The 15572-nt window shown below is 62.4% G+C and carries 13 protein-coding genes; 8 read left to right on the top strand and 5 right to left on the bottom strand.

Annotated elements, in window-relative coordinates; translation table 11 throughout:
* Positions 1 to 192: 192 nt before the first annotated feature.
* From IVA95_RS05215 to IVA95_RS05205, 3 genes are all read right to left on the bottom strand, one after another.
* On the bottom strand, positions 193 to 756 hold the full coding sequence (locus IVA95_RS05215) for a response regulator transcription factor (protein WP_247509528.1): 564 nt from the start codon (positions 754 to 756) through the stop codon (positions 193 to 195).
* Positions 743 to 1852, bottom strand: a complete 1110-nt coding sequence (locus tag IVA95_RS05210) for a tetratricopeptide repeat protein (RefSeq protein WP_247509527.1) — start codon at positions 1850 to 1852, stop codon at positions 743 to 745. Before IVA95_RS05210 ends, IVA95_RS05215 begins: the two co-directional genes overlap by 14 nt.
* A 408-nt stretch (positions 1853 to 2260) precedes the next feature.
* Positions 2261 to 2614, bottom strand: a complete 354-nt coding sequence (locus tag IVA95_RS05205) for a hypothetical protein (RefSeq protein WP_247509526.1) — start codon at positions 2612 to 2614, stop codon at positions 2261 to 2263.
* A gap of 403 nt (positions 2615 to 3017) precedes the next feature.
* Between IVA95_RS05205 and IVA95_RS05200 the strand changes: the two genes are divergently transcribed.
* The 6 genes from IVA95_RS05200 (at position 3018) to IVA95_RS05175 (ending at position 9642) form a co-directional block, all read left to right on the top strand.
* A complete protein-coding gene (locus tag IVA95_RS05200) occupies positions 3018 to 3755 on the top strand; it encodes a Crp/Fnr family transcriptional regulator (protein ID WP_247509525.1) in 738 nt (245 codons plus the stop codon).
* Between the two features lie 620 nt (positions 3756 to 4375).
* Entirely contained in the window at positions 4376 to 4936 is a 561-nt protein-coding gene (locus IVA95_RS05195) for a type 1 glutamine amidotransferase domain-containing protein (RefSeq protein ID WP_247509524.1), read from the top strand.
* Between the two features lie 20 nt (positions 4937 to 4956).
* Positions 4957 to 5409, top strand: coding sequence for a PPC domain-containing DNA-binding protein (locus IVA95_RS05190; protein WP_247509523.1), 453 nt, complete (start codon positions 4957 to 4959; stop codon positions 5407 to 5409).
* A gap of 74 nt (positions 5410 to 5483) precedes the next feature.
* Entirely contained in the window at positions 5484 to 5975 is a 492-nt protein-coding gene (locus IVA95_RS05185; RefSeq protein WP_247509522.1) for a DUF892 family protein, read from the top strand.
* A 326-nt stretch (positions 5976 to 6301) separates the two neighbouring features.
* Positions 6302 to 6829, top strand: coding sequence for a hypothetical protein (locus tag IVA95_RS05180; protein WP_247509521.1), 528 nt, complete (start codon positions 6302 to 6304; stop codon positions 6827 to 6829).
* A gap of 92 nt (positions 6830 to 6921) precedes the next feature.
* On the top strand, positions 6922 to 9642 hold the full coding sequence (locus IVA95_RS05175) for an EAL domain-containing protein (protein WP_247509520.1): 2721 nt from the start codon (positions 6922 to 6924) through the stop codon (positions 9640 to 9642).
* Between the two features lie 6 nt (positions 9643 to 9648).
* On the opposite strand, the gene IVA95_RS05170 is transcribed toward IVA95_RS05175, so the two are convergent.
* Together IVA95_RS05170 and IVA95_RS05165 are read right to left on the bottom strand one after the other, a co-directional pair.
* Complete coding sequence (locus IVA95_RS05170) at positions 9649 to 12114, bottom strand: PAS domain S-box protein (protein ID WP_247509519.1); 2466 nt, start codon at positions 12112 to 12114, stop codon at positions 9649 to 9651.
* A 44-nt stretch (positions 12115 to 12158) separates the two neighbouring features.
* Complete coding sequence (locus IVA95_RS05165; protein WP_247509518.1) at positions 12159 to 12923, bottom strand: thermonuclease family protein; 765 nt, start codon at positions 12921 to 12923, stop codon at positions 12159 to 12161.
* A 206-nt stretch (positions 12924 to 13129) separates the two neighbouring features.
* Here IVA95_RS05165 and IVA95_RS05160 point away from each other — a divergent pair, with 206 nt between their 5' ends.
* A complete protein-coding gene (locus IVA95_RS05160) occupies positions 13130 to 13339 on the top strand; it encodes a hypothetical protein (RefSeq protein WP_213253966.1) in 210 nt (69 codons plus the stop codon).
* A 137-nt stretch (positions 13340 to 13476) separates the two neighbouring features.
* Positions 13477 to 15492, top strand: a complete 2016-nt coding sequence (locus IVA95_RS05155) for an acetyl/propionyl/methylcrotonyl-CoA carboxylase subunit alpha (protein ID WP_247509517.1) — start codon at positions 13477 to 13479, stop codon at positions 15490 to 15492.
* Positions 15493 to 15572: the final 80 nt, after the last annotated feature.

The following is a 15572-nucleotide window of genomic DNA, read 5'->3' as shown; positions in this document are numbered from 1 at the left end:
TGCGCGAACGAGCGACGGCCCAATGAGACGCACTTTCATCTCGGCGCGTTCGAAGAACCCGAGAAGCTCAAGCCCACGGGAGAGGCGTTTGCAGGCGAAAGGCTCCCGTGGTTGCGCCCGGAAGCCGCGTCCGGCTCGCCTGTTGACCATCCGAAGCTGACCGAAGAAAATCTTCGACCTTAGTCTCAGTGTTCAGATCAGCTTGTGTCGGCACGCAAAGGCCGTCGCCGCGGCCCGCGAGCGGACATCAAGCTTGGCGAGGATGTTACTGACGTGCCGGTCGACCGTCTTCTCGCTTCGGGAGAGCCTGCCGGCTATCGCCTTGTTGGTTTCGCCAGCGACGATCAGGCGAAGAACATCAAGCTCACGCGAAGTCAGCCGATGCGCGCTGCTGGAAGCGACGCCCGTCGTCAGTGAGTTGATCTGCGTGAGATCGGGTCCGGCACCTAAACGCTCGAAAATGGTCCGGGCCGCATCGAACTCCAGGTCGGCAGCGTCCTTGTCTCCGAGTGCGCGGCAGGCCTGTCCGATCAGCACGCACACGCGCGCAGCCGCATAGGGCGCCGCGATCCTCTGCCACACCTCAAAGGCACGGCGCAGCGAACCCAGTGCGGCCCGCGCGTCCCCTTCGGCGAGGTCCACCGCTCCGCGGGCCTGCGCGGCAATTGCGTCCGGCACGCCCGTATCGAAACTCCGCGCAATGTTCTCCAGTTCTCGGCAGGCGTTGCGTGCGTCCTGGACGTCACCGGCGGCCAACGTGATCTCGATATAAACCCATGCGTTTCAGCCGGCTTACCGTCGTGCCTACGACACGGCGAATGGCGGCCGCGGCCGCGTCGGGGCGTCCCTGCACAAGACGCAGCAACGCTAGGCCCGGCTGGGGCTCCAGACCAAGCTCGCTCGCGCCTCGATACTCCTCTTCAGCCGCTGCAAACTCCCCTTTCAGACGATGGACCTCTGCCTGCTGGTAGAGCGCTCCGGCGGCAGCGTGCCGGTCGAAGCCCTGCGACCGCGTGCAGGCGCGCCGCGCTTCCTCGATCGCCTCCGGCCAGGCGCCCCGCAACTGCAGGATCTCCGCCCGATGCACTTGGCAAACCCCGGCGAAGGCGACCATATCGGGCTGGCCCTCGCACCACCGCGTCAGGGCGCCTGTCCATTCGCCGGCTCGGTCGAGTGCGTATACCTGCTGACAGGCCGCGATCACGCTGCAATACATCAAGCCCGTCACCAGCGGCGATAGCTCTCCAGCAGTGACCATGACCATGGTCTCATCCAAGAGCGCGAGCCCGGCTCTGAGTTGCGCCTGCTGCAGTCGTATGCGGCCCTGCTGGTGGCGGGCACAGGCGACGAGGTCCGGGTCGCCACAGCGCTCGCCGATTGCGGCGGCCTCGGCTGCAGCGACGAACGCGGCCTCGTACTCACCAGATCCGATGCGCTGCTCGACGACCGGCAACAGCAGATAGCCCCGCTCGGCGCATTCGCGCGTGTCACGCTCCAGCAAACGTTGAGCACGGGAAAACCAGCCGCTGGCGCGGCCCATCTCGCCCCGCATCAGTAGGCGAAAGCCCAGCCAGAACGCGCAACGGACGGCGCGAAGGCGCCGGGGAGTATCCCGGTGCGCATTGTAGGCCCGTTCAAGTGCCTTGAGATAATCCTCGTCCCGCCCGACCAAGTAAGCGGCCATCGCCAGCAGTTCGAGAGCCTCGGCAGTTAACGAAGTTTCCTGATCGGCGCGCAAGAACGCCCGATAAGCGTCGGCCCAAGCGCGCTGTTGATAATATTCACGGGCCAGATCGAGGTCGCCGGATTTGTTGGCACCTCGGCGCTTCTGCTGGCCCGGACGCTGCGTCATGCGTTTGCTCCAGTCCTAAGAGATAGGCGGGTCGATGAGATTTGCCAAAGGATCATATGCCAAACAGCCGACTGGCAGGATGCCTTTCGTTCGGTGGGATTTTGGATGCGAGCCGAATTGAGCAAATGTCTGCAAGGGAACGCCGGATTACAGCTTCTTGCCCGCCTCAACCAGAGCCGGACGTTCGTTGCTCGAATGTCCGCCATCGGTCATTTGCGTTGATTTTGGTACGGCTGCGATATGTCCAGTTAGGCGATAGCCCGGAAAATGCCGGTTGTTGACGGCCTGCGGGCCTGAACTGTGTCGCGTCCGAGTTAGCAACCGGTCTACGGATACGGATTGATCCCGCGGTCACAACAAAAGAGGCGGCCGTGAAGCCGCCTCTGTTAGGTCTGTTATACGTTCTCGTTACTGACAGATGTGACGTCGACCGTCCTGGCCTATGAACGTCGTGCCAGGCTGACAGACGAAACCACTGTTGTAGCCGCCATAGTAGCGGCGGCCGTAGTAGCCGTCATTGTAGGCGTAGACGTCGTTCCGGAACGGAGCGGTGGCGATAGCGCCGGCCGTGCCGATCGCGCCGCCAACCACGCCAGCGGCTATCTCGCCCGGCCAGAATCCGCTGTGACGATGATAAACTCGGTCCTGAGTTTGCGGTGGTTTACGGATAGCATCCGACCGTCCGTGAGGATCCTGCGCCAGTGCCGGCGCTGCGACCGCAGTCGAAAGAACCGCCGCTGCGGCTAGGAGCTTCAAGTTCATGAGTTGCCTCCGTTGTACTAACAGGGGGCCAACCGGGGGCGCCTGCGACCGTTCCGATATCGTGATCGGTTCGCTTCAAACGGATGTGAGGTTTCAGACGAGAGCGAGACCCCCGATAGAAAACCGGAACGGTATCACCCTATCCGTCGTTTCTGGTTTGTCGTCCTTTTCCTCCCGAGACGACAATTCTCGATGGCCCCCGGCGCGTCGATTGCCTCGGGGTTTTTTCTACCCTGCAGCGATCGAGATTAGCTCCTTGCGGTGCAGTATGGCGCGGCCTGCAATGTCGGGTGCCGGACAGACGCCGTTCCCGAGAAAAGGATAGCGTTTAATATCAACGGTAACCCTCCGGCAGCCGCGTGACTGAGAGACGCAAAGTGCTCCCGCCAATCCGGGAGTTCTCATGCGGTCATTTTCCAGCAATCTGCTGCTGGCGTCTTTCGCCTCGCCGGACCTCGAGTTATTGCGGCCTCACCTCAGGCCGGTCGTGCTGGAGCACACCAAGATCCTGCATGAGGCCGGGGAGGCGATCAGCGGCGTTTACTTTCCATTTGACGCGGTGATTTCGCTCGTGGTGCTGCTTGAGGGCGGAGAAACCGTCGAAGCCGCGATGGTTGGCCGCGATGGTGTCATCGGCGCTTCGGCGGCTTTGGATGGCAAGCTGGCCCTGAATCGCGCGATCGTTCAAATCGGCGGACATGGGGTGGTGTGTGAGCCGGACGCATTCAAGCGCGTAGCGCTCGAACGTCCTGCCATGCTTTCGATGATTATCAGTCACGAGCAGACGGTTTATGGCCAGGCGCAGCAATCCGCCGCCTGCAACATCCTCCACGATTCGACGGCGCGGTTGTGCCGCTGGCTGCTGCGCGCGCGCGACCTGTCGGGAAGCGATACGCTCCCTTTTACGCAGGAGTTTCTCGCGGAGATGCTGGGTGTCCGGCGAACCACCGTTTCGCCGGTGGCGCATACGCTGCAAGCTGCGGGAATGATCCGATACCGGCGGGGCAAAATCGAGATCACCGACGTCGAAGCGCTGCGGGAAAGCGCCTGCGAATGCTACGAGACGGTTCGTAGCAATTACGATCGGTTGCTGGGGCACAACCGCAATAGCGGCCCTGATCACGCACCTCCGAAGAATTGAATTCCAATCCGTTTGCGAAATGGTTTGTCGATCCAGGATCTAATCGGGCGATCGCGATACGCTTCTGGTCAAAGCCTCGGAGGCTGGCTTGATCGGATCAGCGCCAAACGTTTTCATCTCGGAATGATGGCATGTTCTGCATTCGAACGTGCGATGCTCCAGCCCGTCCGAACCAATTGAGACGGCAACAGCGATCATTCTCGTTGCGCAGTTTGGACAGCGCGGAGACGGAAGAGGAAGCAGCTCCGGATCGGGTCTGGGCATGGAAAAAATTTGCGCTTGAGCCGATCTCAGGTCTGTCCAGTTGCCGACATAATCGGCTCGATATCTTCCGAGAGGCTTCGGTTGCCTGGGCGCATCTGCTCGATTTTGGACTTCAGCGAAATCTTGTTGGAAGTTTCTCGCATCTGTTTCGTCCGACTCCGGTTCAAGGCGAGCCGAGGCCATCGAGAAATGCGAGCACCTACGACGGCGTGGTCTCCGTCGAGTGAACTTTTCAGGGAATAGCGAGTTCCCGCGCCGTGGCCCGCCTTCGGCCAAAAGGCGCCGGATTCGGCTTTTCGGGAACGATTGCCCTATCGTGCCGATTGAACCGGACAGCTCACTCTCAGGAGCACCCAATGGATCTCGACGGAAAGAAAATTGCCATTCTGGCAACACACGGCTTTGAACAGTCGGAACTCGAAGTACCGCGCGATCGGCTGAAAAAGGCCGGGGCTGTCGTTGACGTGGTCTCGCCGGCATCAGGCGAAATCAGGGGATGGGACAAGAGGGACTGGGGCCGGCCGGTCACGGTCGACAAGACGCTCGATCAGGCATCACCTGCGGACTATGACGCCGTTGTGCTGCCTGGCGGGCAGATCAATCCCGACCTGCTTCGGGTGGAACAGAAAGCGCTCAAGTTCATCAGGGACATTTTCGACGCCGGCAAAATCGTCGCAGCCGTGTGCCATGCGCCGTGGCTTCTGATCGAAACCGGCATCGCCAGGGGCCGGAAGATGACGTCCTACAAGTCGATCAAGACCGATGTCGCCAACGCCGGTGCCAAATGGGAGGACTCGGAGGTCGTCGTCGACCAGGGCGTGATTACGTCCCGCAACCCCGGCGATCTCGAAGCGTTCACTGCGAAGATCATCGAGGAGGTGAGGGAAGGTCGCCACATCGGGCGCAGCGCCGCCTGACCGCCATTTGCGAGGTCGCCATGAAGAGTAAACGTATCGGCGCCGACGACGAGGCGCAGGTTCACGTCGTCATTCTGGACACCGGCGAGGAGGCGTTTGCCGCGCTCACCCGGTTCGCAGCCGAATCCGGGATTTTGGCGGCCTCGCTGACCGCGATCGGCGCCTTCGAACGGGCGACCGTGGGCTGGTTCGACGTCGCCGCGAAGAGCTACCGGAAGATCGAGGTCGACGAGCAGTGCGAAGTCCTCAGCGCGATCGGCGACGTGGCCGCCGGCGATGACGGCAAGCCCAGCCTGCACGTTCACGTCGTGCTCGGTCTTGCCGATGGCTCGACGCGCGGCGGTCATCTGCTGGCGGCAACCGTCAGGCCGACGCTCGAAGTGATCCTGACCGAAGCGCCGGCAGCGCTTCGACGCAAGAAGAGGCCCGACCTCGGAATTGCCCTAATCGACCTTGCCCCCGGGAGCGGGTAGCGCCTCCGACCAACGCCTTTAGGAACCAACTCATTCGGTCCCATGTTGTCAGCGCACCATCAATGGAGGAAACCATGCCTGACAAAGATCTCAACGAGCTGTTTCTGGATACTCTCAAGGATATCTACTACGCCGAGAAGCAGATCCTGAAGGCGCTGCCGAAAATGGCGAAGGCCGCCAACTCGGACAAGCTGCGAGCCGCCTTTGAAAAGCACCACCAAGAGACCGAGGAGCAGGTTGAAAGGCTGGAAGAGATATTCGAGCTTCTCGGCAAGGCCGCGCGCGGCAAGAAGTGCGAGGCGATCGACGGCATCATCGATGAAGGCAAGGACATCATGGAGCAGTATGCCGACACGCCCGCGCTGGATGCCGGCCTGTTGGCCGCCGCCCAGGCTGTCGAGCATTACGAGATTTCACGCTACGGCACCCTGAAAGCCTGGGCCGCCAAGCTCAACAATCCGCAAGCCGTGAAGCTGATCGACCAGACGCTCGCCGAAGAGAAGAAGACCGACGAAACCTTGACCAAGATCGCGGAGACCGCAGTCAATTATGAGGCCGCGGCATAGAGCCACTCATTCTGCTGCGTCATAGCTGCTCAAATAAAGAAGCCCCGCCAACCCCTTTCATGGGATTTGCGGGGCTTGAGTTCGACGTTGCGGGGAAGGAAAAACCCGGAGCGCGCTCGATTGTTGCTGCATTTGCTTTGCAGGAGCGTCTCACAGCTCCCGCCGGAGTCCGAGACCGTAAGGAGAGATGGCAGCAAAACGATCGCCGAGGTAGTCGTTTCGCAGGGCGAACAAATTATTTGCGCGGGCGGCGCCAGCGTAAGCAAACGTTTAGCCGCTGCCCGTAAAATGCCGGCAACAACTTCTGCATTAACCTCTGGTTAGTCATGCGCCTTCTGCCGATGAAAGAGCCGGACAGGTCCTGGCGGTCGATCAAGGGCCAGTGGAAGAAGGACGCCGAAAGCGTCGGCGAGGACTTTTCGACCTTTTCGACGGGAAGCTATGCGGCCTATGACGGGTTGACCAAGGAAGGCGATCACCCCAGCCTGTACTGCCTGTCCGACGGCGAGCGCATCCATGCGGCCTGCCAGGTCAGCCGCCTGATGATGAGCAAATTTCCGGATCCCATCCTCCGCGCGCGCTTTATCGTGGCGTCGCCGGTTTACGAACTCGGCATCGCCGATGCCGGCCAGTACGCCCAGACGATGGTGGCGCTGTTCTCGGGCATCGTATGGCTGTCGAGGGACACGATGTCGGCGAGCCACATCCGGTTTTTCCTGCGCAGTCCTGGAGATTCGCAGTTCTTCGCGGCGCTGCAGGCTTCGACGCCGGGCTCGCTGTTTTCGAAGTTCACGATCGACGGGGCGCTAATCGAGTGCAGTCTCAAGGAAAACGAGATGGCGGAACCCGCCTGATTCCGCGGCCGCATTAACCTCGCGATAACTCATTTTGCTAACGCCCCCTTGGCTTGTGGTCCCTACAACGAGCGCCTGTGGGGGCAGCGAAAATGCTGAATAGTCCATCGGAAGACGTCATTGCGGGGAGCCAGCCGCTGTTCGGTCGCGGCATGCCGTGGCGGATCAGGCTGAGCGCGATCCAGTGGCTGATCCTGAGCGCCGCGGGGATCGTGATCGCGATCATGATCGGCACCGGCTATTTCGCCATGCAATACCGCGAGCGGGCGCTGGAAGTCGCCGAGCGCGAACTCAACAACAGCGCGCTCTTGCTGTCACGGCATTTCGACCAGCAATTGAACGATCTCCAGCATGTGCATGAGGACGTTGTATCCGGCATGCGGGCCGACGGGGTCGATACATCGGAAGAATTCGAACAGAGAATGTCGACCTTAAGCGCGCACGAGATGCTGCGCAGCAAGCTTTCGGCGTTGCCCCATGTCGGCGCGCTGAACCTGTGGGACGCCAAGGGCTGGCTGATCAATTCCTCCGAGATGTGGCCGGTCCCCGATCTCAGCATCGCGGACCGTCAGTACTTTAAGGAGTTCACGTCGGGAAGACCGACTCCCGACGTCATCGTCGAGCCGGTTGTCAGCAAGGTGACGAGGAACTGGACCACGCTATTTGCGCGCAAGATCGTCGGCCGCACTGGCGAGATCATCGGATTCGCCAGCCGCGGCGTCGAACCTTCGCATTTCGAAGCCTTTGTCGGATCGCTGGAGCTCAACAGCGATACCGCGATCTCGATGATTCACCGCAACGGCACCATCATTGCCCGCTATCCCAAGGACGACAGCCTGATCGGCTTCAATGTCGCCGGAACAGAAGCCTTTCAACGCGCGCTGGCCGTGGATGGCAACATATCAGGGCGCTTCACCAGCGCGAGGCTGGCGGAAGACAAGGTCAGTGCGGTCAAGTCGCTCATGCACTTCCCGATCCTGATCGTGGCGACCACCCGAACGGAGGCTGCGCTGGCCGACTGGCGGGCGCAGACCAGGCTGCAATTTTTCGCGGCGGCGCTGGCAATCGTCGTTGTGATCGGCATGGTCTTCCTGATCGTGCGCCAGCTCCGCCGCCAGCATGCCGCCGCGCAGTGCAAGCTTTCGGAGAAGAGTCAGCACCTCGACACCGCCATCAACAACATGACGCAAGGGCTGTTACTGTTCGATTCCTCGGCCCGTCTCGTGATCTGCAACCGGCGATATATCGAGATGTTCGGGCTCTCGCCGGAGGTCGTCAAACCCGGCTGTCATCTGCGCGATCTGATCCGGCACCGTCAGGAACGCGGCTCCTTTCTCGGCGACGTCGATGCCTATTGCGACCGCTTCCTCGATCCCAATGGTAGCCCGGTTCAGGATGCCATGACCTCGACGCCCGACGGAAGGACGATCCGGCTCGTCTACAAACGCTCGGCGGACGGCGGCTGGGCCACGACGCTGGAAGACATCACCGAAGGGCGGCGCGACCAGGCTAGGATCGAACATCTCGCGCATTATGACGCGCTGACCAATCTGCCGAACCGCACGCTGTTCCAGCGCCATGCGGAAGGATTGCTGCTGGAAACCGAGGGCCACGAGTTCGCGATCCTCTATATCGACATCGACGAGTTCAAGCGCATCAATGACACGCTGGGGCATCTGATCGGGGACGAGTTCCTGAAGGGCGTGGCGGAGCGGTTGCGCCAGTCGGTCGGCCCTGAGGATTTCATCGCTCGCCTCGGCGGGGACGAATTCGCTATCCTTCAGCACGGCATCGAGAGCGCCGAGGACGTTCACGCGCTGGTCGCGCGGATCTATCAGGCGCTGCGTACCCCGTTCGACTGCCACGGCCACCAGCTTTCCAGCGATGCCAGCATTGGCATCGCGATTGCCCCGCGCGACGGCTCGGACCTGTTCGATCTCCTGAAGAACGCCGATCTCGCGATGTATGCGGCAAAGGCCGCTGGCCGCAGGACCTATCGCTTCTTCGATCCGGAGATGGAGCAGCAGGCCAATCATCGCCGCGAGCTGGAGGCGGATTTGCGCGAGGCGCTGGTGCAGGGCGGGTTCGAGTTGCACTATCAGCCGCAGGTCGATCTGCGCGGCGACGGCGTCACCGGCTGCGAGGCGCTATTGCGCTGGCGGCATCCGGTGCGCGGCATGATCTCGCCCGCCGACTTCGTGCCGTTAGCCGAGGAGACCGGCCTGATCGAGGAAATCGGGCAGTGGGTGTTGCGCACCGCCTGTGCCGAAGCCGCCGCCTGGCCGGCTCATGTCCGAATCGCCGTCAACGTCTCGCCGATCCAGTTCCGGTCGGAAACGCTGTCGATGAAAGTCGCGGCTGTCCTTGCCGAAACCGGGCTCGACCCGCGCCGGCTGGAGCTGGAGATCACGGAGGCCGTTCTGATCGCGGATGACGACGCGGCGCTTGCGACGCTGAACCAGCTCCGCGCGCTCGGCATTCACATCGCGCTCGATGATTTCGGCACCGGCTATTCCTCGCTGCAGTATCTGCAGCGCTTCCCGTTCGACAAGATCAAGATCGACCGCTCCTTCGTCCAGGAAGTGACGCGCAATTCCTCGTCGGCCTCGATCATCCGCGCGGTGGTCAGCATCGCCCGCGACCGCAACATGATCACCACCGCCGAAGGCGTCGAGACGTTGCAGCAGCGCGAAACCGTGCAGAGTCTCGGATGCACGCAGATGCAGGGCTATCTGTTCAGCGCCGCGCGCCCTGCGCAGGAAATCCGCGCGCTCCTAGTATCGGGAGAAGCCGGCGTCGACGCCGCGGCGTGAGCTGCCCTAGCGGCGCGCTTCTGAAATCGCCTTTCTTAGAATTCGCGACAGCAGTTCCACCGAATAGGGTTTCTGGATCAGCTCGAAGCCGCGGTGAGCGCTCTCGGCCAGCACGTTGCTGTAGCCGCTGGTCAGGACTACGGGCAGGCCGGGATAGCGTTCGCGCACGATGCCGGCGAGCTCGACGCCGTTCATCCCGGGCATGATGACGTCGGAAAACACCAGGTCGGCGGAAAACTCGTCCTCGGCCAGGATTGCCAGCGCGGCGTCCGCGCTGGCGACGCGGCGCACGGTGTAGCCGAGATCTTCCAACAGCTCGGTGGAGAACTGGCCGACGTCGTCATTGTCCTCAACGACGAGGACGCGGTAGCCGCGGCCGCGGGCGGCGGGCTCGCTGCCGGATGCGGCGGCTTCGACAGCATCGGCCGGCACTGCGGCCTGCGGCAGGTAGATCGTAAACGTCGCGCCCTGGCCGGGCTCACTTGCAACTGCGATATCGCCGTCGGATTGCTTTGCAAAACCGAATGCCTGGCTGAGCCCGAGGCCGGTGCCCTTGCCGACTTCCTTGGTGGTGAAGAACGGCTCGAAGATCGTCTCGAGCAGGGCAGGGGCAATGCCGCAGCCGGTGTCGGTCACGGTGATGGCGACGAAGTCGCCGCGGCGGGCGGGCTGGGCACGCAACGGCGGAATCGCATCCACCTTGCGGACCTGAATGGTCAGCCGACCCTCGCTGTCCATGGCATCGCGGCTGTTGACGGCGAGATTGATCAGCGCGGTTTCGAATTGCGCGACGTCGGCGATTGCGAAGCAATTGAGATCGGCGATCTCGACGTCGATCCTGATCCGGGCGCCGACGAGGGGACGGATCAATTGTGCGACTGATTCAACCTGGGTGCCGACGTTGAACACCTGCGGCTTGAGCGGCTGCCTGCGAGCGAACGCCAGCAATTGCCCGGTCAGCTTGGAGGCGCGCTCCACCGTCTCGGCGATCGCGTCGATGTAGCGCCGGCGCCGCTCTTCCGGCAACTCGCGGCGGCGGAGGAAGTCGGTTGCGGAGCGGATGATGGTCAACAGATTGTTGAAATCGTGCGCCACGCCGCCGGTCAACTGTCCCACCGCTTCCATTTTCTGCGACTGACGCAGCGCTTCCTCGCCCTGGCGACGCTCGGTGACGTCAATCGCCTCCGGCACCGCGCCGATGATTGCCCCGTGCTGGTCATGCAGCGGTCGCATCGCGAAATCGAAATAGCGATCGCCGATCGGCAGGTGCAGCAGCATTTCAATCTTGACCTCTTCGCCTCGCATCACGGTGATAAAGGCGTCGCGGACGTTGTCGCGCATGCCGGAGGTCGCGGCAAACCACGGCGTTTCCCAGAACGGGCGGCCGACAACCGCACTGGCCTCGGCACAGATGCCGGCCAGCGCCGTCCGGTTGGCATAGAGCACGTCGCCGTGCTGGTTGAGCAGAGCCTGATATTGATGGCTGGTCTCGAAGATCGCCCGCATCTGGGCTTCGCTGGCTTCGAGCTGCGCGGTTCGCTCGGTGATCCGCATTTCGAGGATCTCATTCAGCCGCCGCAGATCGTACTCGGCCTGCTTGGCTGACGTAATGTCGTGGGCGACGCCGATGAACCCAATGTGCTTCCCGGTCGGATCCCAGCGCGGCTGGGATTCCGAGCGCAGCCAGCGCCATTCGCCGTCGGCGCGCTGGTAGCGGGCCTCCAGCACGAACGGTTTTAGCGATGCTTCGCCTGCGACGGATTCCTGGACGACGCGCGCTGCGTCGTCCGGATGCAGCCTTTTGCGCCAGTCGAACACGATGGCTTCCTCGAACGGCAGCCCCAGGAAGTCGAGATAGGCCTGGTTGGCGAAGGAACGCGTGCGGTCGAGCTTGGTGACCCAGATCGGCACCGGCGCGCTGTTGGCGATCAGGCGGAAGCGCTCCTCGCTTTCGCGTAAGGTCGCCTGCGCCAGCATCTGATCGGTGACGTCGCAATCGGCGCCGACGAGGCGCAGCGCGCGGCCGTCGGCGTCGCGCTCGATCTTGGCGACGACGCGGATCCAGCGGACCGCGCCGTCGTTCGGCCGCACGATGCGGTATTCGGCCGAATAGTCCTCGCTCTGGCTTTTTAATACGCCGAACAGGTCCTGGACCGTTCGCTCGCGATCCTCGGGATGAATTCGACTGACCCATTCCTCGTAGGTCTCGTTGGCCGCCTCGGGCGGCAGCCCGTGAACCAGAAGATATTCAGGGGAGCGGCGATTCTTGACGCCGTCACGGAAATCGATTTCGAGACCGCCGACACCGGCGATGCGCTGGATCCGCGCCAGCTCCGCTTCGCGCTCCTGCAAAGCACGATGGGCTCTGTCGCGCTCATCAGCGATTTCCTGCAGATGCTGCCGCAAGCGTTCGGCGGCGGCGGCTTCAGGCAGGATGTTCGTAGTGTCGGAAGGGGTCATGCGTGCCGGCAACCTCTGCCGGCACTTTCACACAACAGCCGGCGCGTTTGCCAGCCTCATTTGCTCTTGGTGGTTGACCGGCAGTTATAGGCTCGGCGGAACCCGGCGGCTTGCGCATCTTCCTCGGAACAGAACCAGCGATCCGGCTTGGTCAGTCCCGGGTAGGAGCGGCATGCCTGCAGATGGTAGATGCCGAGGTTCCCGGTGACGCGCGCGCGTACGGCGTACTTGCCCTTGATGTTGCAATTCGCCGGCATCACGAGATCCTCGGGGAACAGCGCCTCGCGGATTTCACGGTCGCGGTCGGCGCGGCATGCGGCGCCGAGCAGGGGACCGTCCTTCTTTCCGGCGCGGAACTCGCGCGGCGCGACAAAGCAGCCTTTCCAGAGTCCCTGGCGGTCGTCCTTGGCGCGGGCCTCGTCGACCTGGAAGCGACCGCTGGCGGAGACTTCGACATTCAAGGCAAAGCCGTTGCGGACAAGGAGCTGGCTCAAACTGGTCGTGTCACCCTCGATCTTGCACACACCGATGCGCCGTTTCTTGAACGAGGGATCGGGACCCAAATCATCGCAGCGAACCTGTTTGCCGCCGATCAGCTTGGTCAATTGATCGCGCGCCTCGATACCGCAGGTCCAGCTATCGGCATTCTGATCGATGCAGAGTTGATCAACGGTGGGCGCATCGATGCCGTCGAGCCGGTAGGTGACGTTGCCGAGCTGAAGCGTGCTGCCATCTCGAATGGTGGCCGTTGCGGCCGAACTCTGGCTGGCCGGAAGGACGATCGACAGCAACGCCGCAACCAGAAAAATTCGTGACCGCATCTGTTTCATTTCAAATCAATTCCACACCCGCCGCTGCCTTCTAGCATAAGGTGATGTGATTGAACCAAGATGCCGGCGCTAATGGCGCAAGCGAAGCAGGTTGGGGAAAATCGTGGGCGCAGTTGCGACCAGCCGACGAACGGCCCATTGACTTTGTAAGAACAAAATAAGAACATGGACTGTCTCGCTCAACACGGAATACTGCCATGTCGTCCTCTTCACAGCCGAAGTCCGAAGAGAACGACGAGCTGGAAACCGCTGTAGATCAGGCCATTTCCGCCTGCGGCGGCGATATGCGGGCGACGATCCGCGCGTTGATCGTGGCCAACGAATATCTGGAATCCGAGGTCGGCGAGCTGATGAAAGCGGTATCCCACGCCTATGCGCGGGGCCGGTTCAGCTCCTATTCCGGCTGAATACCGCCGGGCGGTACCGCGAAGCCGGTACGAGACCGTTGCCTCCATCGATTTTTGCTGTACGACGGGTGTGTTACCCGCGTCCCGCATGTCGCATTGCGGGGGAGGATCCCGCCCAAAGCTCAAGCAAGAAGAACATGTTCAAGAGAATTCTGATCGCAAATCGCGGCGAGATCGCCTGCCGGGTCATCAAGACTGCGCGCCGTATGGGGATCGAGACGGTCGCGGTGTATTCCGAAGCCGACCGCGACGCGCTTCACGTCGAAATGGCGGATAAGGCCGTGCTAATCGGCCCGCCCGCAGCGGCCGAGAGCTATCTGTTGATCGACCGGATTATCGATGCCTGTCGCAAGACCGGCGCAGAAGCGGTACATCCGGGCTACGGCTTCCTGTCCGAGCGAGAAGCATTTCCGCGCGAGCTCGCCAAGGCCGGCATCGTCTTCATCGGCCCCAATCCCGGCGCCATTGCCGCGATGGGCGACAAGATCGAATCCAAGAAGGCTGCCGCGAAGGCTAAGGTCTCGACCGTACCGGGCCATCTCGGCGTGATCGAGGACGAAAAGCACGCGGTGAAGATCGCCGACGAGATCGGCTATCCCGTGATGATCAAGGCCTCTGCCGGCGGCGGCGGCAAGGGCATGCGGATCGCGCATTCGAAGAAAGAGGTCGCCGAAGGCTTCAACCTCGCCAAGGCCGAAGCGAAATCCTCGTTCGGCGACGATCGCGTCTTCATCGAAAAGTTCATCGTCGATCCCCGCCACATCGAGATACAGGTGCTCGGCGACAAGCATGGCAACGTAATCCATCTCGGCGAGCGCGAATGCTCGATCCAGCGCCGTAACCAGAAGGTCATCGAGGAAGCGCCGTCTCCGCTGCTCGACGAGACCACCCGGCGCAAGATGGGCGAGCAGGCGGTGGCCTTGGCAAAAGCTGTGAACTACGATTCCGCCGGCACCGTCGAATTCGTCGCCGGCCAGGACAAGAGCTTTTACTTCCTGGAGATGAACACCCGTCTGCAGGTCGAGCATCCCGTCACCGAACTGGTGACCGGCGTCGATCTCGTCGAGCAGATGATCCGGGTTGCGGCCGGCGAGAAGCTTTCCATCGCTCAGAAGGATGTCACGCTGACCGGCTGGGCCGTGGAATCGCGCGTCTATGCCGAGGATCCGTTCCGCAACTTCCTGCCGTCGATCGGCCGGCTGGTGAAATACCGGCCGCCGGCCGAAGCGAGCCAGGACGGCGTCACCATCCGCAACGACACCGGCGTGCAGGAGGGCGGCGAAATCTCGATCCATTACGATCCGATGATTGCCAAGCTCGTGACGCATGCGCCGTCACGGGCCGCCGCCATCGAGGCGCAGGCCACGGCGCTTGACGCGTTCTACGTCGACGGCATCAGGCACAACATTCCGTTTCTGTCGGCGCTGATGAACCATCCGCGCTGGCGCGAGGGCAAGCTTTCGACCGGCTTCATCGCGGAGGAGTTCCCGAGGGGATTTTCGGCGCGTCCGCCGGAAGGCGAGATCGCGCGGCGGCTGGCCGCCGTGGGGGCCGCGATCGATCACGTGCTCGGCGAGCGCAAGCGGCAGATTTCCGGCCAGTTGACTGGCCGTCTGGTGCAACGCGAACGCCGCCGTGCGGTGTGGCTCGGTCGCGAAGAAATCGCGCTGGACGTGGCACGCGAGGCCGAGGGCATCGCGGTGCGTTTCATCGGCGCCGATGGTCTGCCCGGCAACCCGCACAATCTGGTCTCGGCCTGGACGCCCGGCGAGCCGGTCTGGCACGGCACCATCGACGGCCACTTGGTCGCGATGCAGGTACGCGCAATCCCGAACGGCTTCCGCCTCGCGCATCAGGGCTTTGAAGTTGCAGTCAACGTCTTCACTGAAAGCGAGGCTGCCGCCGCGCGGCTGATGCCAGTGACGTCGGCCGCCGACGCCGGCAAGAAGCTGCTGTGCCCGATGCCCGGCCTCGTGGTGTCGATTGCGGTCGCCGAAGGGCAGGAAGTCAAGTCCGGCGAGACATTGGCCGTGGTCGAGGCGATGAAGATGCAGAACGTGCTGCGCGCCGAACGCGACGGCACCGTGAAGAAGATCCATGCCGCGGCCGGCGCGACACTGGCGGTGGACGCCCTGATATTGGAGTTTGCATAGACGCAGCCCGTCATTGCCTGCGACAAACGCGAAGCGTTTGCGCAAGGGAGCGTCAGCGACGAAGCAATCCAGACTTCCTT

Source organism: Bradyrhizobium sp. 157 (assembly GCF_023073815.1).
Classification (GTDB): Bacteria; Pseudomonadota; Alphaproteobacteria; order Rhizobiales; family Xanthobacteraceae; genus Bradyrhizobium.
This window is presented reverse-complemented; position numbering and strand designations above follow the sequence as displayed.